The organism is Nocardia sp. NPDC051052 (assembly GCF_044456045.1).
In the GTDB taxonomy this organism is placed as follows: domain Bacteria; phylum Actinomycetota; class Actinomycetes; order Mycobacteriales; family Mycobacteriaceae; genus Nocardia.
Genome location: NZ_JBITFL010000004.1, coordinates 725263 through 745127, shown reverse-complemented (window position 1 = coordinate 745127; position 19865 = coordinate 725263). Strand labels below are relative to the sequence as shown.

At 67.0% G+C, this 19865-nt stretch carries 18 protein-coding genes; 7 read left to right on the top strand and 11 right to left on the bottom strand.

The window, feature by feature from the left end:
- Nucleotides 1-183: 183 nt before the first annotated feature.
- Together ACIBCN_RS17525 and ACIBCN_RS17520 are read right to left on the bottom strand one after the other, a co-directional pair.
- Nucleotides 184-918 (bottom strand): SDR family NAD(P)-dependent oxidoreductase, encoded by a 735-nt coding sequence (locus ACIBCN_RS17525; protein ID WP_396992556.1) that lies wholly within the window; start codon nt 916-918, stop codon nt 184-186.
- A 73-nt stretch (nt 919-991) separates the two neighbouring features.
- On the bottom strand, nt 992-1540 hold the full coding sequence (locus ACIBCN_RS17520) for a TetR family transcriptional regulator C-terminal domain-containing protein (protein WP_396992606.1): 549 nt from the start codon (nt 1538-1540) through the stop codon (nt 992-994).
- A gap of 206 nt (nt 1541-1746) precedes the next feature.
- Here ACIBCN_RS17520 and ACIBCN_RS17515 point away from each other — a divergent pair, with 206 nt between their 5' ends.
- Entirely contained in the window at nt 1747-2760 is a 1014-nt protein-coding gene (locus ACIBCN_RS17515) for a DUF559 domain-containing protein (protein WP_396992555.1), read from the top strand.
- On the opposite strand, the gene ACIBCN_RS17510 is transcribed toward ACIBCN_RS17515, so the two are convergent.
- A complete protein-coding gene (locus tag ACIBCN_RS17510) occupies nt 2726-3109 on the bottom strand; it encodes a gamma-glutamylcyclotransferase family protein (protein ID WP_396992554.1) in 384 nt (127 codons plus the stop codon). The two genes, ACIBCN_RS17515 and ACIBCN_RS17510, sit on opposite strands and share 35 nt — an antisense overlap.
- A gap of 267 nt (nt 3110-3376) precedes the next feature.
- The gene (locus tag ACIBCN_RS17505) at nt 3377-4285 is read right to left on the bottom strand and encodes a hydrogen peroxide-inducible genes activator (RefSeq protein WP_396992553.1); all 909 of its coding nucleotides are present in this window, start codon (nt 4283-4285) and stop codon (nt 3377-3379) included.
- Between the two features lie 123 nt (nt 4286-4408).
- On the opposite strand from ACIBCN_RS17505, the gene ACIBCN_RS17500 reads away from it, so the two are divergent.
- From ACIBCN_RS17500 to ACIBCN_RS17490, 3 genes are all read left to right on the top strand, one after another.
- Nucleotides 4409-4996 carry a peroxiredoxin gene (locus ACIBCN_RS17500; protein ID WP_107658151.1) on the top strand — a complete coding sequence of 196 codons (588 nt, stop codon included), beginning with the start codon at nt 4409-4411 and terminating at the stop codon, nt 4994-4996.
- A gap of 84 nt (nt 4997-5080) precedes the next feature.
- Nucleotides 5081-5620, top strand: a complete 540-nt coding sequence (locus ACIBCN_RS17495; protein WP_396992552.1) for a carboxymuconolactone decarboxylase family protein — start codon at nt 5081-5083, stop codon at nt 5618-5620.
- Between the two features lie 150 nt (nt 5621-5770).
- Nucleotides 5771-6445, top strand: a complete 675-nt coding sequence (locus tag ACIBCN_RS17490) for a PhzF family phenazine biosynthesis protein (protein WP_396992551.1) — start codon at nt 5771-5773, stop codon at nt 6443-6445.
- A 100-nt stretch (nt 6446-6545) separates the two neighbouring features.
- Here the strand turns inward: ACIBCN_RS17490 and ACIBCN_RS17485 are convergent, their stop codons facing one another.
- The 4 genes from ACIBCN_RS17485 to ACIBCN_RS17470 all read right to left on the bottom strand — a co-directional run bounded on the left by ACIBCN_RS17485 (nt 6546) and on the right by ACIBCN_RS17470 (nt 9830).
- Nucleotides 6546-7274, bottom strand: coding sequence for an anti-sigma factor domain-containing protein (locus tag ACIBCN_RS17485; protein ID WP_396992550.1), 729 nt, complete (start codon nt 7272-7274; stop codon nt 6546-6548).
- Nucleotides 7267-7926, bottom strand: a complete 660-nt coding sequence (locus ACIBCN_RS17480; protein ID WP_396992549.1) for a sigma-70 family RNA polymerase sigma factor — start codon at nt 7924-7926, stop codon at nt 7267-7269. The genes ACIBCN_RS17485 and ACIBCN_RS17480 overlap by 8 nt, the downstream gene beginning before the upstream one ends.
- 69 nt (nt 7927-7995) lie before the next feature.
- Nucleotides 7996-8697, bottom strand: a complete 702-nt coding sequence (locus ACIBCN_RS17475) for a DUF5134 domain-containing protein (RefSeq protein WP_396992548.1) — start codon at nt 8695-8697, stop codon at nt 7996-7998.
- Between the two features lie 95 nt (nt 8698-8792).
- Entirely contained in the window at nt 8793-9830 is a 1038-nt protein-coding gene (locus ACIBCN_RS17470; protein WP_396992547.1) for an AraC family transcriptional regulator ligand-binding domain-containing protein, read from the bottom strand.
- A gap of 271 nt (nt 9831-10101) precedes the next feature.
- On the opposite strand from ACIBCN_RS17470, the gene ACIBCN_RS17465 reads away from it, so the two are divergent.
- Nucleotides 10102-10830: an SDR family NAD(P)-dependent oxidoreductase gene (locus tag ACIBCN_RS17465; protein ID WP_396992546.1), complete on the top strand. Its 729-nt coding sequence runs from the start codon at nt 10102-10104 to the stop codon at nt 10828-10830.
- Here ACIBCN_RS17465 and ACIBCN_RS17460 read toward each other — a convergent pair whose 3' ends face one another.
- Nucleotides 10831-12462 carry an acyl-CoA synthetase gene (locus ACIBCN_RS17460; RefSeq protein ID WP_396992545.1) on the bottom strand — a complete coding sequence of 544 codons (1632 nt, stop codon included), beginning with the start codon at nt 12460-12462 and terminating at the stop codon, nt 10831-10833. It lies immediately after the preceding gene.
- A gap of 128 nt (nt 12463-12590) precedes the next feature.
- Between ACIBCN_RS17460 and ACIBCN_RS17455 the strand changes: the two genes are divergently transcribed.
- Nucleotides 12591-13091: a GNAT family N-acetyltransferase gene (locus ACIBCN_RS17455; RefSeq protein ID WP_396992544.1), complete on the top strand. Its 501-nt coding sequence runs from the start codon at nt 12591-12593 to the stop codon at nt 13089-13091.
- Nucleotides 13092-13205: 114 nt separating this feature from the next.
- Here the strand turns inward: ACIBCN_RS17455 and ACIBCN_RS17450 are convergent, their stop codons facing one another.
- Together ACIBCN_RS17450 and ACIBCN_RS17445 are read right to left on the bottom strand one after the other, a co-directional pair.
- A complete protein-coding gene (locus ACIBCN_RS17450; protein ID WP_396992543.1) occupies nt 13206-14429 on the bottom strand; it encodes an aspartate aminotransferase family protein in 1224 nt (407 codons plus the stop codon).
- A 209-nt stretch (nt 14430-14638) separates the two neighbouring features.
- Entirely contained in the window at nt 14639-15265 is a 627-nt protein-coding gene (locus ACIBCN_RS17445; RefSeq protein WP_396992542.1) for a Pr6Pr family membrane protein, read from the bottom strand.
- A gap of 127 nt (nt 15266-15392) precedes the next feature.
- Here ACIBCN_RS17445 and hrpA point away from each other — a divergent pair, with 127 nt between their 5' ends.
- On the top strand, nt 15393-19736 hold the full coding sequence (gene hrpA, locus ACIBCN_RS17440; protein ID WP_396992541.1) for an ATP-dependent RNA helicase HrpA: 4344 nt from the start codon (nt 15393-15395) through the stop codon (nt 19734-19736).
- Nucleotides 19737-19865: the final 129 nt, after the last annotated feature.

Here is a 19865-nt window from a genome sequence, read left to right as displayed (position 1 = left end):
CCTCGTCACGGCATCAAGTGTCGTCATCACGGCACCTTCCCGCTGAACATCAATCAGCGTGTTGGGCCGGAACCACCGTTAAATCCACAGTCCCCGCTCGTGACGTAGGTTGCAACCTACGTCACGAGGATGCTTCGTACGTCAGGTCGGGTGTGGTGGGGGGCTTGGTGTTGGTGTGGGGCATCAGGCGGGGCGGCCGGTGGTGAAGCCGCCGTCGATGGGGAGGATGTGGCCGGTGGTGAATTCGGCGTCCGCTAGGTACAGGACTGCGGCGGTGGTTTCGGAGACCTCACCGATTCGATTCAGCAAAGCCAGTCGGCCGGAGGTAGTTTCGTCGCGGTCTCCGAACAGGGGGGTGCGGATGATGCCGGGGGCTACGGCGTTGACTCTGATGGCGTCTGCTGCGAGTTCCGCGGCGAGGCTGATGGTGAGCGCGTGCACGCCGCCTTTGCTGACCAATGCCGCGGAGGCGGGTAGGCCGGCGAGGGCGTGGGTGACTAGCACCGTGCCGATATTCACGATGCTGCCGCCGGAACCCTGCTGCTTCAACTGCCGCACCACCGCTTGTGTGGTGAAGAACGTGCCTTTCAGGTTGCCGTTCAAGTAGCTGTCGAGGTCCTCCTCGGTGACGTCGACGAACGGCTTGGCGCCGAAGATGCCGGCGTTGTTGACCAGCACGTCTACGCCGCCGAACCGCTCGACCGCGGCCCGCACCAGCTCCGAACCCGTTGTGGGAGAACCGATATCGCCTGCGAAGGTGGCCACCCGCTCGGGGGCGCCGAGTTCCGCGGCCACACCGGCGAGCCTGCCCGAGTCGCGGCCGTTCAGCACCACGTTGTCCCCCCGCGACACGAAGGCGCGGGCGATATCGCGCCCTATGCCGCTGGAGGATCCCGTCACAATCACTGTCTTCGTCATAAATGCTCCTCATTGATACGACCGGTCGTCTTGATATAGGCCTGCCAAGACAACCTGTTAAGAATGCCCCTGGTCAGGGCAGGAAGTAGTCCCCCAGCAAACGGTCCAAACATTTGGTCAGCGGCGCCACCGTCCGATCGATCTTCATCCGGATCACCGCCCCCTCCCACGATTCGAGCAACAGATCCGCCAGATCGATCGCGTCGATGTCTCCCCGAATCATCCCCAGCCCCTGCGCTTCCCGCAGTTGCTCAGCCACCCGATCGCGCCACATCCCCCACGCACTCGACAGCGACTCTCGAAGCAGCTCACTACCTTCGAGCTCCCCACCCAGATTCGCGATCAAGCACCCCCCGGTGAACTCCGCCTCGACGAACTCATCCCTCAGCTGCCCGAAAAACGCCCGCAACCCGCTCACCGGATCCGCCGCCGCTCCGAACGCCGCACTCAAATCCCGCTGCACACACAGCGAATGATGCTCGATCACCGCCCGCCCAAAATTTTCCTTGCTATCGAAGTAGTTATAAAACGACCCCTTAGGCACCCCCACCTTGTCCAAAACCTGCTTGATCCCAGTCCCGTGATACCCATTAGCCAAAAACCCAGCAGCCCCCTCCTCCACCAAGAGCTGCCGAGTGTCCCCACTCCGTCGCGGTCGCGCCATACCCCCAATATACGACCGGTCGTCTACAAACGCCACTCCCCAGTTGCCCCCTCAAGAGCTGGACGAATGATCACGAGGAACTGGTGCTGGCAACGGCCGAGAGCCTCCCGACACCAGTTCCCCCTCGCTCAACCATGTCGGTGGCCGGGGGCATAGTGCGGCGCATGGGGGTCTTGGATGAGCCGTTTCCTGGGTCTTGGGCCACAGCCGCAGGGCTGGTCACGCGATGGGAACTTCAGCACAACTTCGTACGGGTATTCCCCGATGTCTACCTGCGCAAGGGGCACCTGCTCGACGCGGCGGGGCGCGCCCGCGCAGCAGCACACTGGGCGAAAGGCGCCGGTGTGCTGATCGGACGCTCGGCGGCTGCTTTGCATGGCACCCGCTGGCTGGACCCAGACCAGCCCGCCGAGATCGCGCGAACGTCGCACTGCAAGCCGCCCAACGGGATTCGCACCGTGCGCGCCGACTTCGAACCGTCCGAATGCTGCGAGGTCGACGGTTTCCGGGTCACGACGCCGGCGCGGACCGCATTCGATCTCGCCCGACGGTTGTCTCGCGACCAAGCCTTGCCGATCCTGGACGCATTGAGCGCAGCCACCGGCCTGAATCCAGTGGAAGTCGCCAACGTGGCCGGCGCGCATCCCGGAGTGCGTGGAGTCGCTCGGCTGTCGACAATCCTCCCTTTGATCGATGCCGGTGCCGAGTCACCTCAGGAGTCGCACACCAGACTTCTCCTGATCGACGACGGATTACCCAGACCCATCACACAACTAGTGATCCGCGATGGGTACGGCGGTTTCGTCGCCCGCGTCGATATGGGTTGGGAAACATGGCGTGTCGCCGTCGAATACGACGGCGCCCATCATTGGACCGACCCCACTCAGCGCACAAAGGACATCGATCGCATAGCCGTCCTGGAATCCCTGGGCTGGCGAGTAATTCGCGTCAACGCCACCCTCCTCCACCACCGCCCACACGTAATCCTCGACCGAGTCCGATCCGCTCTGCACGCCCACGGTTGGACGAATGATCACGAGGAACTGGTGCTGGCAACGGCCGAGAGCCGCCCGACACCAGTTCCCCCTCACGTCAAAGGTGCCGCCTTCCGCTCCCAGAAGGGGCGGTGTGGGGGTTCGCATGCTATCGGTGGGCGCGCCATTCGGCGCAGTGGGTGACGAAGTGGGCGAGGTGGGTGGTGGCGAAAAGGTCTGGGTGCCAATTGCCTTGGGATACGGCGGCTGCCCAGATGTAGGTCCAGGTCGGGGTAGGGGTGTTGGCCAGATCGATTGGGCGGAGGTCGTATTCGTCTTCGAAGGCGTCGAGGATCTGCCACTCGTCGGCCGTTAGGCCGTGGAGCACGATGCCGTGGGCCAGAGTGTTCGGTTGCGGGACCAGTCCTGGGTACACGCGGCCGGGTAGCGCCGCTACTCGCCAGCCGGGGGCGGCGGCCGTTGTTTGCTGCGGCACGCGGCCGATCAGGACCTTCAGTACCTCGGGGAACTGCAGGGTCCCGTAGGCGAACAACGAATGCCCCTGTGTAGCAATCGCATTGCATCGCGTGCTGCTCGACGGTGGCCGGTCCATCCGCGTCTCCTCTCGCATGCTCGGTCCGCGCGCTGCATAAGTAGACCCGAACTCGACAACAGCGGACACCGCCGGTGGCTTCTTCGTCAGATGTGTGGCGGCTCGATCATGCCCGCCGCTGCCACCCGCTGCCACGTTCATGCCGTCTTTGCCATCATCATGGCAAGCCCCACTGCCGAAAATGACTGGCGGCGAAGATCTTCAGCCCTACTCCGGCCGTATGGTGCGAATGATCGCGGCGAGGTACTCGTAATCCTCCGCGCGGGCAGTGGACGTCCGATAGGCGAGGCCGATGGTGCGACCCGGTGCCGGGGTGGCGAAGTGGGCGGTATCGAGAGTGCCGCGGGCGGTTTCGGCGGCGACGGCCATCTGCGGGATGAGGGTGACGCCGAGACCGCCTGCGACACACTGCACTACGGTCGCCAGCGAGGCGGCGCGGGTGTCGCCGACCGCGGCTGGATGGATTTCGGCGGAGCGGCACAGGTCCAGGGTTTGGTCGCGCAGGCAGTGGCCCTCGTCGAGCAGCAGCAGGGGCAGCGAGTCGAGGACGGACGGGGCGAGGTCGGTGCGGCCGGCCAGTTCGTGGCCGCGCGGTGTCACCAACACGAATTCCTCGGTATAGAGCGGGATCTCGACCAGACCGGGAATGTCGGTCGGCAACGCGAGCAGTGCGACGTCGAGCACGCCGGTGCGCAGACCGTCCAGCAGTCGCGCGGTCTGGTCCTCGATCACCTGCGGGTGGAGCGTGGGTAACTTCTTCTGCAACTCCGGAAGAAGACCTGGTAGCACATACGGAGCAACCGTCGGAATGATGCCTATGCGCAAGGTGCCCCCGAGACCGTCCCCGGTCGCCGACGCCACGAAACGATCGGCCGCCTCGAGCGTCGCCATCGCCTTGGGCAGCAACCGCATCCCCGCGGCGGTGACCAGAACCCGCCGCGTGCTTCGCTCGATCAGTTGTAGCCCGAGCCCGTGTTCAAGCGCCGCGAGCGCCTGCGATAGCGTGGGCTGGCTCACACTGAGCCGCGCTGCGGCAGTGCCGAAGTGGCGATATTCCGCGACCGCCACGAACGCACGCAGCTGTGACAGGGTCGGCTGATAAGTCTGATCGGTCACGGCTATCAGTGTAGTGCGACTGATCACCTTTACCTTTCACCAGCCCTTCGGCAAGATCGCAAGGGAGCTTTTCTGCTTTTCTGCACAGTGCTAGCAAACCCACCCAGAACGAGGAGATTAGGCATGGCCTTGCTGACCATCGGCGACCAATTCCCGGCATACAACCTCACCGCTGTCATCGGTGGTGATCTGTCCAAGGTCGACGCTCAGCAGCCTGACGATTACTTCACCCAGATCACCAGCGACGATCACGCGGGCAAGTGGCGGATCGTCTTCTTCTGGCCGAAGGACTTCACCTTCGTGTGCCCGACGGAGATCGCCGCGTTCGGCAAGCTCAACGAGGAATTCGCGGACCGTGACGCGCAGGTGCTCGGCGCCTCGGTCGACAACGAGTTCGTGCACTTCCAGTGGCGTGCACAGCACGAGGACCTGAAGACCCTGCCGTTCCCGATCCTGTCCGACCTCAAGCGCGAATTGGCCGCCGCCACCGGCGTTCTCAACGCCGACGGCGTCGCCGACCGGGCGACCTTCATCGTCGACCCGAACAACGAGGTCCAGTTCGTCTCGGTCACCGCGGGTTCGGTCGGCCGCAACGTCGACGAGGTGCTGCGGGTGCTCGACGCGCTGCAGTCCGACGAGCTGTGCGCCTGCAACTGGAAGAAGGGCGACCCGACCATCAACGCGGGCGAACTGCTCGCCGCGAGCGTCTGAGTCCAAAAACGCTGCGTCAGTACATGAATGACTCCCATTTCACCGTCCCCCGCGCAGGCGGGGATGATCCGAGGATAGAGATACATGAGTGTTGAGAACCTGAAGAACTCCCTCCCCGAGTACGCCAAGGACCTCAAGCTCAATCTGTCATCGCTTGCGCGCACCACCGTGCTGAACGAACAGCAGCTGTGGGGCACCCTGCTGGCGTCGGCTGCCGCCACCCGGTCGGCGACCACGCTGCGCGAGATCGCCGAGGAAGCCGCGGACGTGCTGTCCGAGCAGGCGTACAACGCCGCGCTCGGCGCCGCCTCGATCATGGGCATGAACAATGTGTTCTACCGGGGCAAGGCGTTCCTCGGCGGGCGCTACGACGACCTGCGGGCCGGTCTGCGCATGCAGATCATCGGTACCCCCGGGGTCGACAAGGCCGATTTCGAGCTGTGGTCGTTCGCGGTGTCCTCGATCAACGGCTGCGGGCATTGCCTGGAGGCGCACGAGCACACGCTGCGTGAGGCGGGCGTGTCCCGTGAGGTGACCTTCGAGTCGCTGCGCGCGGCCGCGATCGTCGCCGGTGTCGGCCAGGCAGTGGAGTCAACCGAAACGCTTGCCGCCGCCACGGTCTGAGCAATCGAATCGAGGCCGTCGACGAGTCCGCCCAGCGGACCGTCGGCGGCCTCTTTCATGCCCGGCTGACCAGCGTTGACGCTGCGACGAACACTCTGTGTGCGCTACGCGACAGTTCGGTGTCGGCATCGGATAGTAGTCTCGGCAACCATGGGCACACAGCTTGACGTAGTGCGAGTTTTCACCGATTCCGCCGGGCGATTCGGCAACGAACTGGGGATCGCGCGGGCCGCGGACGTGGCCGAAGCCGACCGGCAGGCGCTCGCGGCGAAGGCCGGATACAGCGAGACCGTCGTCGTCGAAGACCCGGTCGACGAGATCGCGCGGGTGCGGATCTACACCCCCGCCGTGGAGCTGCCGTTCGCCGGCCACCCGTCGGTGGGCACCGCCTGGTGGTTCGCCGAGCAGGGCAAGCCGGTACGACGGCTGACCGTCCCGGCGGGACCGGTCGCGGTCGAGCTGTCCGAGGGCCTCACCTGGATCACCGCGCGCGGCGAATGGGCACCAGACTTCACTTTCCATCAGCTCGCCGATATCGACGAACTGACCGCCCTGCGCCCCGACGACTTCACCGGCGGCCCGCACTACTTCTGGGCATGGACCGACGAGAACCGCGGCGTCCTGCGCTCGCGAATGTTCGCGCCCACCTTGGGAATCGCCGAGGACGAGGCCACCGGCGCCGCGGCCGTCGCCATCACCGCACTGCTGCGCCGCGGCTTGGTCATCACCCAGGGCAAGGGATCCCAGCTCTTCACCGCCTGGGATTCCGATGGCTGGGTCCGCCTCGGCGGCCGCGTCGTCGCCGACCAATCAGTGGAGATCTGAGCGCACCACAGGCACCCGATCGGCGGCGGGGCGTCGCACTTCGCCGCCGAATCGCCTGTCGCACAGGGCGGTACAGCGCAGGAACACAAAGCAATCGAGCTCAGGGCAGCGGCACCCCGGTGATCGGGGCAGTCGTGGGCCCCGGAGAGCCACCAGGTGGTTCGACAGTAACCGCCAATGTCTCACCAAAGTCGAAGGCCGTAACGAAAGGCTTTGCAGCCGAAGGCAATCCGTCGAGCACCCCCGCCGACCGCGCCTTCGCCCCCGCACCGGGCGGCACCAGCCACACCTGATACACCCGCCCGGACGGCGGTTTGGCCACTCCATCGAACGCGATCACCGCGAGCCGTTGCTGTGGCGAGAATTCCACCACGACGGTGCCGCCACCGGTGACCGGCTTGGTCACCGTGCGCGCGTCCGGCTGCCGGTGCACCTGCTCCGCGCCAGGCACTCCGGGCGGCGGCGCATCGATCCGGTCCGCGATCACGCTGCCACCGATAACCAGGCACGCCGCGGCGGCCACCGGCACCGCCCAGCGCGTCCGCCGCTGCCACGCAGAGGGAAGTTCAGGGCGCCCGTCGTCGGGCAGCGCCGCCAGAATCCGGGACTCCAACTCCGGCGGCGGCGACTGCGAGTCGAGTTCGGCGACCCGCGCCATCACCTCGTGCATCCGTTGCACCGTCTCCGAGAACGCTTGCCGCACAGCGGGATCAGCCTTCGCCAGTCTTTCCTCGATGTGTCGGCGTTCGATATCACCGACCGCGTCCAACGCGCACGGGTACGCCAGGTCGAGCAGTTCCGCGTCGGACCGCGGGGGGTTCTCAGCCATCGGCGCCTTCTCCGGACAAGCATTTCTCCAGTCTCTTCAGCCCATCACGGATGCGCGTCTTGATGGTGGGTAACGGCACCGATAGCTGGTCTGCGACTTCACGGTACGTCCGTCCGGTGTAGTAGGCGAGGGCGATCGCCGCACGCTGCGTCGCGGTCAGCACGTCCAGGTAACCGAGGACCGCCTGCTCCGCCACCGATTCGGCGACGACGTCGTAATCGCGGCCCGCGTGTGCGGAGGTCTGGTCGCTGACCGCGGCGGCGGCTTCCGCGCGCACCCGGTCGACGGCGCGGCGGTGCGCGAGCATCATGAGCCAGCCGACCGGGCTCGACAACGCGGTGTCGTAGTGGTCGGCGGTCGACCACACCTGGAGATACACCTCTTGGGTGACTTCCTCGGCGGTGGCACGACTGTGCAGGATGCGCACGGCGAGCCCGAAGACCCGCGAGCTGGTGAGCCGATAGAACTCGGTGAACGCGGCGCGGTCCCCCGTTCCGGTTGCCGCGAGCAGTGCGGCGAGTCGGCCGGCCAGTGCGGATCGGTGTCGGTCGAGCTCGCTGGGCAGCACGCACAGGCGTAACGGCTCATCCCGTGCGGCACCCGGCGCCGGGTCGACACATCGATGGGCTGATGCAAGAACGTGCTCCGTCATCGCCGAATCGCTGCCTGCATAGACAGGGGTTCGGTATGAGTTGGCGCGCGGATTGGTCCGCGACGCCGGTCAACTCGAAACTGCCGCGATCAGCATGTAGGCCGTGCCGAGATCCATGACCACATGCGGCACCAGCGCGGACCGCCGTCGCGGACCGGTCAGTGCCGCGACACACCCACCGGAGCGCAGCAGAATGCCCAGGTAGCCGGGCGTGTCATCGACTGGACGGCCGACCGCGAGCGCTACCAGCAGCGCGTCCGCGGCGAACACCGCGGCGAGACCGAGCGCCGGAATCGTGCCGGGCCCACCGGTATGACCCGACATCGCGTGCCCGGACATGGCGTACAGCATGGCGGCGGCGGTTACCGTGTGGTAGCCCAGCGGCACGAGCAGCTCCACCGGCGTGGTGTCAGGCGCGCTGTGCCAAGCCGAGATTCGACTCACCAGCAAGGCCGCGAAGACCACGATCATCGCGGTGAGCACTCCACGCACCGCCGACGGGCTCGCCCCTGTCGGAAACACCAGCATCGCGAGCATCACCAGGCACATGATCAGGTGCGCGGCATCGGACTCGTGATACCCGGCGGTAATCGGGCCGACAGGCGTCGAATCCCCTTGCCGCCAACCGTGATCCACCGCGCCGGATGGTTCAGCTTCGGCGACGAGCCGAACGGGCGCGGCCAGCCTCCCGAGCACGATCGCACCCGCGATCAGAAACGCCACCACCACCGACCACCGCAATGCGGCGTGCTCCTGCACGAACTGCGCCACACCCCACCACCTCTCGTCGCGGCGACCGTGGACCTGCCCGTTCTATGCTCGCACCCGATAACGGCAAGGGTGCCCTTTTCGCCCGCCACGCACGCTCAGTGCGGCACCGTCTGCCGGTATCGATCAACGGCCGAGCGCGCGAATCGCCCCGGCGAAACCCCACGCCACTGCTTGAACGCGTTCGAAAAGCTCGGCGCGCCCGAGTATCCCATCCGGTAGGCGACGTCCTCGACGGTGAGACCGGTCGAGAGCAGTTCCTCGGCGAGCGTGCCGAAGGTTTCGGCGCAGAGCTGACGGTAGGACGTACCCTCGTCGGCCAACCGCCTACGCATGGTGCGCAGGCTCATGTGCAGCCCGGCCGCGACGTCTTCCTGACTGAGCCTGCCGTTCATCTGATGCATCAGCATCGACCGCACCGAACCGGCCACGCCTTGGCGCAGGCCGCGACGCTGCAGCAGGTCGTCACATTGCTCCTCGAACAGTTGCGCGGTGAGTGGACTGGCCTGCGGCATCGGCTCATCGATGCCGGTGGCGTCGAAGACCGCGGTCTGCAGTTCCGCCGAGTCGCTGCTGGGGATCTCGAATTGGTCGAAGATCGGCGCCAGCCGCGGCCGCAGCCCGCCCGCGACCTCGACGCGCAGCACCGGCGGCGGCACGCCGAACACCAGAAACCAGTTCGTCAGCAGCGCGGACACGTCGCGTTCGGCCAGGAAGCCGCGCAATTCGGCGGGCAACTCACGGTCGTCGCCGTAGAGCCAGATCTCCTCGCCCCGGTAGACGTGCCAGGCGCGGGAGAACGAGGTCATCAGGCTGAAGTACCGCATGGCGACGTCGATGGCCTGTCGCATCGTCGGACTGCTGAGCACGGCGAGGGCGAACACGCCGAGGGTGGTGATGTGGGTGCGGGTGCCCGCTTCGAAGCCGAGGCCAGGCTTGTCGTCGAGCAGCGTGACGATGTTGCGGACAATACCGAGTTCTTGCGCGGCCGTGATTTCCGCACCGGGTGTCTTCAGCACCCGAGGATCCAGATCAGTGCCACGCAGGCACTGATTCTGGGTGAGACCGTGATCTTCCCCTAGCTCGACGAGGATCACCGCGTGTGTCACCGACCGCCGCCACTCCCATGAGGCCACTCATCCATCGTTGCTTGCTATGGCCGATATGCGCAAGGTTTTTGGCCGGAGATCGTATGTTCCGCTCTCCCAAAGGGGTTCGGACCGAGAAATAAAACCGTCCGACCGGTTCGACGTGGCCGCTCTCCGCAACCTTCTCGGCCGAAGTCCGCATGGACAACACGAAACCGACCACCCTGGCCGGATTGCGCAAAGTGCTGACCCGATATCGCATGGAACGCCTGCCGGCGACCATCTAGCGTTGGAAAGAGACTAAGGCAGGCGAAATCATATGTCTCGGAAGACACTCGCTGGCAAACGGGTCGCGATCACCGGGGGCGCGCACGGCATCGGACGCGAAACCGCGTTGGCGTTCCTGACAAAGGGGGCCGATGTCGTCATCGGCGACGTGGACGTGGGGGCGGTGCGCGCGGTCGCCGATCAACTCGCCCGGACGCACGCGGGCACGGCGATCGGGCTGGCGCTCGACGTCACCGACAGCGCCCGTTTCGGGAGCTTCCTCACCTTCGCCGAACGTAAACTCGGCGGCCTCGACGTGGTGGTGAACGCCGTCGACGTGATGCCGTCCGGCCCGTTCCTCGCGGAATCGGAGGCCGAGTCGGACCTGCAGATCGATATCAACCTGCGCGCGGTGATCATCGGAACCCGGCTGGCCGCAGAACGATTCATCAGTCAGGGGCACGGCCAGATCGTGAACATCGGCACGGCGGCCGGGGTGCCCGCCGCGCTCGGCGTCGCGGTGTATTGCGCGACCAAGCGCGGCGTGGTCGGTCTCGGCGCGGCACTCGACCTGGAACTCGCGGACAAGGGCGTGACGGTCAGCACCGTGTCCTCGGGGTCGCTCGCGGACCCGGAGGCCGTCGCCGACGCCGTGGTCGATTGCGTCCTGCACCAGCGCGGCGGCCTGATCAGCGTGCCGCCGGCCAGCGCACTGCGTGCCGCGCTGCGCCCGCCTGGCGGAATGCTGCGCCGCATGTTCACCCGCAACGGGCAGCACTGATCAGAGTTCGCGCAGTACGCGTTTGAGCACCTTCCCGGTCGGGTTGCGCGGCAGTTCATCGATGAACACGACATCGCGCGGCACCTTGAAACGAGCCAGATGCGCCTTGACGTGCTCACGCACCTCGTCCTCGGCGAGCGAATACCCCTCCCGCACAACGATCACCGCGCGCAACCGCTGCCCGTACCGGTCGTCGTCCACGCCGAAGGCGCTCACCTCCGCGACCGCGGGATGCGCGGAAAGCAACTCCTCGACCTCGCTGGGGAAGACGTTCTCACCACCGGAAACGATCATGTCGTCGTCCCGGCCGTCGATAAAAAGCCTTCCCGCACTGTCGAAATGACCGACGTCGCCGGACGACATCAGCTTGCCGACGCGCGCCTTGTCGCCGCCGCCGGTGTAGCCGTCGAACTGAAAGTTGTTGCCCACGAAGATACGACCGGTCTGACCCGGGGGCAGCTCCGCACCGTGCTCGTCGAGGATCTTCACGATCGCGCTCGATACCGTGCCACCCACACACCCCGGTTCGACCGCCAGATCGGCGGGGGTGGCGATGGTCGCGTAGGCCACCTCGGTGGACCCGTACAGGTTGTAGACCACCGGACCGAAGGCCTCGGTCACCTTGACGCACAGGTCGGCACCCAGCTGCGATCCGGCGACGAAGATGATCCGCAGCGCGGAGAAATCATGTCCCGCAAAGGCTTCCGGACCGAGATCGACCATCCGCCGCAGCATCACCGGTACCACCACCAGGGCGGTGGCGCGATGCCGGTGCAGGCTGTCCAGCACCACCCTCGGATCGAACCGGCGCCGGATCACCAGCGTCGAACCGAAGCCGAGCGCGATGAACATGTGCGCGAAGCCGAGCGTATGGAACAGCGGGGCCGGGCATTCGGTGATCTGCCGGGCCCGGAACGGCACCTTGTCGAGGATCGCGCCGAGCGGCGCCAGCGAGGTCGGATCGCTGCGCGGCGCGCCCTTCGGGGTGCCGGTCGTCCCGCTGGTCAGCAGGATGACCTTCGCGGTGGTGGTCGCCCGCCGCGGCGTCGAGCGGGTCGCACCCGCGATCAGGTTCGCCAGGGTGTCGACGCCGGGCTGCTCGGCCCAGGCGCGGTAGCGGCCGCGCGGCGGGGTGAGGTCGCCGAGCATCTCCCGGTACTCCTCGTCGAACACCAGCAGGTCGGCACCCTCCCTGGCCACCACCTCACGCAGCTGCGGGCCCGCGAAATCGGTGTTCAGCAACACGATTCGCGCGCCACACTTCGCCGCGGCGAACACCGCGTAGTGGAAGCCGCGATGGTTGCGGGCAAGGATCGCCACCACCTCACCGTCGCGCAGGCCGCGCGCCCGCCAGGCGTTGGCCAGCGCGCTGGTGTGGTCGTCGAGTTCGCGAAAGGTGAGCGAACCCAGTTCGTCGATGAGCGCCGTGCGGTCCCGATAGCGCTGGGCGGCCACCGACGGGATCGCGCCGAGCATGCCGAATCGGTAGACCGCCGCGGCCATCTTGGCGAGCCGATCGGGCCGTTCCGGGGTCACCAAGCCGGCGCGAACGGCCAGTGTGGCGTAATAGGTTTCGTCGGCGGCGCGGCGAGCGGCGCCCGCCGCCAGCGTTGCGACCTTGGCGAGCTTCATGATTCAGACCCCCTGGGCCGGACGGCGACGTCCACCGAGCAAGTGCGGGCAAGTGCCCTCTCAGTAAAGCGCGTCGATCCGGGTCCGTCGAGTGATCATGAGGCCGCGAGACGATGCACTATGTACAAATGTCTAGCAACACCGACCAGTCTGCTACCGCGGGCTCGACCGCGCTGCGCATAGTCCTGGACGACCTCTCCGGGCCCGAGATCGCCGCCCTGCTCACCGAGCACCTGTCCGAATTGGGCGCGCAATCCCCTGCCGAGAGCATGCACGCGCTCGACCTGGACGCGCTGCGCCGTCCGGAGATCACCTTGTGGAGCGGCTGGGACGGCGACACGCTGGCCGGGTGCGCCGCGCTCGAGCACCTCGACGACGAGCACGCCGAGATCAAGTCCATGCGCACCGCCGCGACGCACAAGCGCCGCGGCATCGCGTCAACTCTGTTGCGCCATTTACTGTCCGAGGCGACCGCCCGAGGGTACCGGCGGGTGAGCCTGGAGACGGGCACTCAGGACTTCTTCATCCCGGCCCAGAGGCTCTACGCCGCACACGGTTTCGAGTTCTGCGAGCCCTTCGGTGACTACGTCCTCGACCCGTACAGCCGCTTCATGACGCGCGCGCTCTGAGCAAGACAGCCTCCTGGTTCCCGCACCGAGATTCGTAGCCGATTTCCGGTGCGGGAATCAGAAAGCGTGCCGCCGATCAGTGGGCGTGCGGTAGATCAGCGGGCGTGCGGACGCTCACCCGAGAGCGCGGGTGAAGCCTTCGACCATCTCATCGACCTGCTCGTCGGTCATCACGAACGACGGCGAGATCTGCATGGCACCCTGGCCCGCGGCGCGACTCGAAACGCCATGAGCACGCAGGGTTTTCACCATCGGAAGACCTTCGGCCGGATCGACCAGCTGGACCGCGGCGACCGCACCGAGCCCGCTGCGCACTTCGGCGACGCGCGGGTGTTCGGCCAGCGGGGCGAGCTTTTCGTGCAACGTGGCTTCCAGCCGGGCCGACTCGTCGAGGAGGTTCTCCCGCTCGACGATGTCCAGGTTGGCCAGCGCGGCTGCGGCGGCACCCGCGTGCCCGCCGTAGGTGTACCCGTGCCGCCACCAGACGCCACCCGCGAAGAACGGCTCGGCGATGTGCGGCGCGATGAAGACCGCACCCATCGGGACGTAGCCGGAGGTGAGCCCCTTGGCGGTGGTCATCAGGTCCGGCTGCAGGTCGAAGCGGGAGGAGGCGAACCACGATCCGCCGATCCGGCCGAAGCCGGTGACGACCTCGTCGACGACGAACAGGATGTCGTGCTCGCGGCAGATGCGGCGCACCTCGGCGAGGTAGCCGTCCGGCGGCAGGTAGATGCCGCCCGCGCCGATGATCGGCTCGCAGAAGAACGCGGCGATGCGGTCGGCACCGATCTCCTCGATCAACGCGAGCAGCGACTTGGGGTCATCCCATTCGATGGTGCGCGCGTCGGCCATGAACTCGCCGTAGCCCTCGCGGTTGACCGGGATGCCCGCCAGCGCGGTGCCCGCGACGTGCATGCCGTGGTAGGCCTTCTGCCGCCCGACCACGATGGTCTTGTCCGGCTTGCCGAGCTCGTGCCAGTAGCGGCGGGCGAGCTTGGCGGCGGTGTCCACCGAGTCCGAGCCGCCGGAGGTGAAAAAGATCTTGCTGCCCGGCACCGGTGCCAGCGCGGACAACCGCTCGGCGAGCTGCTGGGTGGCCGGTTCGGCGAAATCACCGAAGTTGGAGTAGTGCGCGATCTGGCGCAGCTGCGCGGCGACCGCGTCGGCGATCTCGCCGCGGCCGTGGCCGACGTTGGTGAACCAGAGCCCCGCCGTCGCGTCCAGGTAGCGGTTGTCGTCGGCGTCGTAGATGTAGGCGCCCTCGCCACGGGCGACGACGAACGCGCCGTCCCGCTCGACCGCACCCATATCGGCAAATCCATGCCATAGCGAGTTCATGTGTCCACCTTTACCGGAGGAAGGTGTCGCCCTCCGAATCGCGCCGACGGCTTACCTGTTCAGCTATCCCCGCAAAACCTGCCCCACCAGGCCGAATACCATCCTGCCCGATGACCCGTATGGCCATCAACACGTCTGCGCGGGCAGCGACCGGGACATGATCGCGGCACACTTCGAGACGCGCCGCCGTGCGATCCCGTTCGGTGAGCTCACGGCGTTCGGCGGCGAGCCAGTCCGCCGACGGCCGCTATGGCCACGGCCAGGAGGGTGAAGACGCCGGTGAGCACGATCAAACCGATCGCCAGCGAGACGTAGCCCTGGTGCCGAGGGTCGATGAAGGGGTACGGATACCAATCGACGATCGGTCCGCGAATCAGGGTGTAGATGCCGTAGATCAGTGGATAGATAAGCCAGAGACAGACCAGGCGCGGCGCGAGCGTGAGTCGCTGGCGGGCCGGGATCAGCACCCAGTCCGCGACCATCACGATCGGCATGACCCGATGCATGATGTCGTTGATCCAGCGATCGGTGAGCATCACATCAATATTGGCCAGCAGCACCGCGTAGATCACGCCGGTGATGAGCAGATACAGCGCACTCGCGCCGCGCACTATCTCCCAGCGGCGGCCGTGCGGGTCGAGTAGACCGCCGATCAGCAACACCAGCACACCGAGCACATTCGATTGAATGGTGAAGAAGCTGAAGTAGTTTCCCGGCGAGAACGTCGCCTCGTGCAGGTTCCGCAGCGGGATCCAGGCCAGCGCCACGGCGCCGAGCACACCGAAGGCGATCCGTAAACCGCGATACACCCAAGCCGTGCCCGAATCGGCGTCCATGGCCCGATCCTCGCATATCAAGCACCGTTGACCCGGGAGATCCGGACGGTCCGCACACTGTGGGCAACCCGGTCGTGCCGCCTGACGGAAATACCACTTGCCGCCCTTCGCTACGCTTATCACTGTAATGACCAGGACAGCTGACACCGGACCCCGCGAGCTCCGCACCCGCCTGGCGAATCTCTCCCTCCGCGACGAATACCGGCTGCGCCGCCAGCTCGACCGGGCGCGCGGTGCCGATCTCGGCAAGGTCGAGGCCGAGATCGCCGCGGCCGAGCTCCGCATAGAGGCGCGCCGAGCCGCCGTGCCGGAGATCCGCTACCCCGAGCAGCTGCCGGTCACCCAGCGCCGCGAAGACATCGCCGCCGCCATCGCCGCGCATCAGGTGGTGATCGTGGCCGGCGAGACCGGCTCCGGCAAGACCACCCAGATTCCGAAGATCTGCCTGGAACTCGGCCGCGGCATCCGCGGCACCATCGGCCACACCCAGCCGCGCAGGCTGGCCGCGCGCACCGTGGCCGAGCGCATCGCCGAGGAGCTCGGCACCGAACTCGGCGACGCCGTCGGCTACACGGTCCGCTTCACTGACCACGCGTCCGACCGCACGTTGATCAAGCTGATGACCGACGGCATCCTGCTCGCCGAGATCCAGCGCGACCGGCTGCTGCGCCGCTACGACACGATCATCATCGACGAGGCGCACGAACGCAGCCTCAATATCGACTTCCTGCTCGGCTACCTCAAACAGCTGCTGCCGCGCAGACCCGACCTCAAGCTGATCATCACCTCGGCGACCATCGATCCGGAACTGTTCGCCCGGCACTTCGCGACGCCAACAGTCGACGACGAGAAGGACACTCCCGCACCGATTGTCGAGGTGTCCGGCCGGTCCTATCCGGTAGAGCTGCGCTATCGGCCGCTGTCGCTGGAACTGCCCGGCGCCGACGACGAAGACGACGAGGACACCCGGGTGGTGGACCGCGACCCGGTGGACGCCATCGGCGACGCGGTCACCGAACTGTTCGCCGAGGGCGATGGCGATGTGCTCGTGTTTCTCTCCGGTGAACGCGAAATCCGGGACGCCGCCGACGCTTTGCGCGATCTGAAGCTGCCGCGCACCGAGATCCTGCCGCTGTACGCGCGGCTGTCCACCGCCGAACAGCACCGGGTGTTCGCGCCGCATCCCGGCCGTCGCGTGGTGCTGGCCACCAATGTCGCGGAGACCTCGCTGACCGTGCCCGGCATCCGGTACGTGGTCGACCCTGGGACAGCACGCATTTCGCGTTATTCGATGCGCACCAAGGTGCAGCGGCTGCCGATCGAACCGGTCTCCCAGGCGTCCGCGCGGCAGCGCGCCGGTCGTTGTGGTCGCGTCGCCGACGGCATCTGCATCCGGCTGTACTCCGAGGACGATTTCGAGTCGCGGCCCGCGTTCACCGAACCGGAGATCCTGCGCACCAATCTGGCCGCCGTCATCCTGCAGATGACCGCGCTCGGGCTCGGCGATATCGAGAACTTCCCGTTCGTAGAGGCGCCGGACAAACGGGCGATCCGCGACGGCATCGCGCTGCTGGAAGAGCTCGGCGCGCTGTGCCAACCCACCCCGCCGGCTCCGCCGGCTGCCGTCCCCCGGGGGCGGCGGACGGGCAGCGACACCGAATCCGATGCCGGACTCACGCTGACCTCGATCGGGCGCGACATGGCGCAGCTGCCGGTCGATCCGCGGATGGCGCGGATGCTGGTGGAGGCGCACAGCAGCGGGAATCTGGCGGAGGTGCTGATCATCGTCGCGGCACTGTCGATTCAGGACGTGCGCGAGCGACCCGCCGACAATCAGCAGGCCGCCGATACCAAGCATGCGCGGTTCATCGTCGATGGGTCGGACTTCCTTGCCTACCTGCGCCTTTGGGACTATCTGACCGAGCAACGGAAGTCGTTGTCGTCCAACCAGTTCCGGCGGATGTGCCGGGAGGAGTTCCTGCACTACCTGCGGATTCGCGAGTGGCAGGACCTGCACGGGCAGTTGCGCACCATCACCAAGGGACTCGGGTGGTCGGCGCCCGACTCGCGGGTAGGCGCCGCGAGCGGGTCGCGCACTGGACGTTCGGGCGACGACGGTGCGTCAAGCGGACAGCCCGACTCACCAGAAGGCACCGAAAGCGGGTCGCGCCGTGGACGGTCGGGCGAGCAGGACGCGGACAGCTCGGCGAGTGGACAGCATGGTTCAGGCGGCGAGAGTGGTTCGCGGCGTCGGCGGTCGGGCAAGGTCGCCGTGCAATCCGCCGAAAATCCGCAGTCGGGCGCACGCGGCGGGGCATCGAACCGGCAGGATGCCAACGCAGCTCGCGGTAGTCGCTCAAAGCGCGGCGGCGCACCGCAGGCCACGGACAGCTCGTCGCTCGAATCCGATGACATGCCTTGGGATTCCACCGGGATCCATCAAGCCCTGCTGGCGGGCATGCTGTCCCATATCGGGCTGCGCGAAGCGGAGTCGCGAGAGTTCCTCGGCGCGCGCAACGCGAAGTTCATGATCTTCCCCGGCTCGTCGCTGGCGAAGAAGCCGCCCCGCTGGGTGATGGCCGCCGAGCTGGTCGAGACGTCGCGGCTGTGGGGTCGGATGGCGGCCAAGGTTGAGCCGGAGTGGGCTGAACGGCTTGCGGGCGATCTGGTGAAACGCACCTACTCCGAGCCACATTGGTCCGCCAAACGCGGCGCGGCCAGCGCCTACGAGCGGGTCACTCTGTACGGCATCCCGCTGGTGACCGGCAGGCAAGTGGACTATGGCCGCATCGATCCCGAGCTGTCGCGCGAACTGTTCATCAGACACGCCCTGGTGCAGGGCGAATGGCAGACCCGCCACGACTTCTTCCACCGCAACCGCGAATTGATCGACGACGTCGCCGATCTGGAGCATCGCGCCCGCCGCCGCGACATCCTGGTCGACGACGAGGTGCTGTTCGAGTTCTACGACAAGCGCCTGCCCGCCGACATCGTGTCGGTGCGGCATTTCGACAGCTGGTGGAAGTCCGCGCGCCGGAAAGACCCGGCCATGCTGGACTTCTCGACCTCGACCGTCGTCAACGCGGGCACCGCCGTGCTGGATCCGGCCGCCTTCCCCGATGCCTGGCGACAGGGCGAGCTCAGCTTTCCGCTCACCTACCAATTCGAGCCGGGCACCGAGGAAGACGGTGTCACCGTCCGCATTCCGGTCGAGCAGCTGGCCCATGTGCGTGCCGTCGGCTTCGACTGGCTGGTGCCGGGCATGCGCGACGAGTTGGCCGCGGCACTGATCAAAACGCTGCCGAAGGCGTTGCGGCGCAGTGTCGTTCCGGCGCCGGATTTCGCGGCGGCGGCACTGGCCGCGCTCACCCCGCGCGCCGAACCGCTGCGCATCGGGCTGGCGCGGGAACTGTCGCGCCTCGGCTCGATCACGATCGACCCGACCGACCTCGACACCGGTGCGCTGCCGGATCATCTGCGGATGACGTTCGCGGCCGTCGACGCCAAGGGCCGAGTGCTGGCCCGCGGCAAAAGCCTGCCGACGCTGAAAACTCAGCTGGCAGAACAGGTTGCCGCTTCTGTTGCCCGCGCGACGGCGGGCGCGGAACGGGCACCCGCGGCGGCGTGGACCTCGGAATCGCTCGGCACCGTGGAGCCGACGGTCCGCCGCGAGGTCGCCGGGCAGACCGTCACCGGCTATCCCGCCCTGGTCCCCGAGGGCGACGGGGTGGCGGTTCGCGTGCTCAGTTCCCCTGCCGCACAGGCCACCGCGATGCGGGCAGGCACCCGCGCCCTCGTCCTGAAGGCGCTGCCGACCTCGGTCCGCACCGTAACGTCGAGCCTGCGCCCCGCGGATCGTCTTGCGCTGAGCCAGAATCCGTCCGGATCGCTGGACGCGCTGATCGAGGACTGCCGCGCCGCGGCCGCCGACGAGCTCATCGCCGCCGCGGGCGGACCGGTGCACAACCCGGACGACTTCGCCGCACTGATCGCCAAGATCCGCCCCGACTTCGTCTCCGCCGTCGCCCAACTCGTCCGCCTGGTGGTGCCGATTCTGGCGGAGGCACACCGGGTTTCGGCCGCACTGGCGGAAACCTCCGAACGCGACATCGCCGAGGACGTCCGCGACCAACTCGACAACCTCGTCTTCCCCGGCTTCGTCTCCGAATGGGGCAGCACCCGGCTGCGCGAACTCCCCCGCTATCTCCAGGCCGCCGTCGCCCGCCTGGAGTCGCTGCCCGCCTCCGCGATCCGCGACCGCCAGGGCATGATCGAACTCGACCGCGCCCTCACCGCCTATGACCGCCTGGTCAACTCCCTGCCGGAAAACCGCCGCCACGCACCGGCCGTGGTCGACATCTGGTGGATGCTCGAAGAGTTCCGCATCAGCCTGTTCGCCCAGAAGCTCGGCACCCCATACCCGGTGTCCGCCAAGCGCATCGAACGCGCCATCGCCGCCATCCGCCGCTGACCCAACTGACCCGCCGCACACCCAATCGCATACCAACCGGTATACGGCACACCAAAGCATCTGCGGCCGTTGCCATTCAACCGCGACAGCCGCGCAAGCGACGCATCCGGCGCCGAAGCAGCCACACGC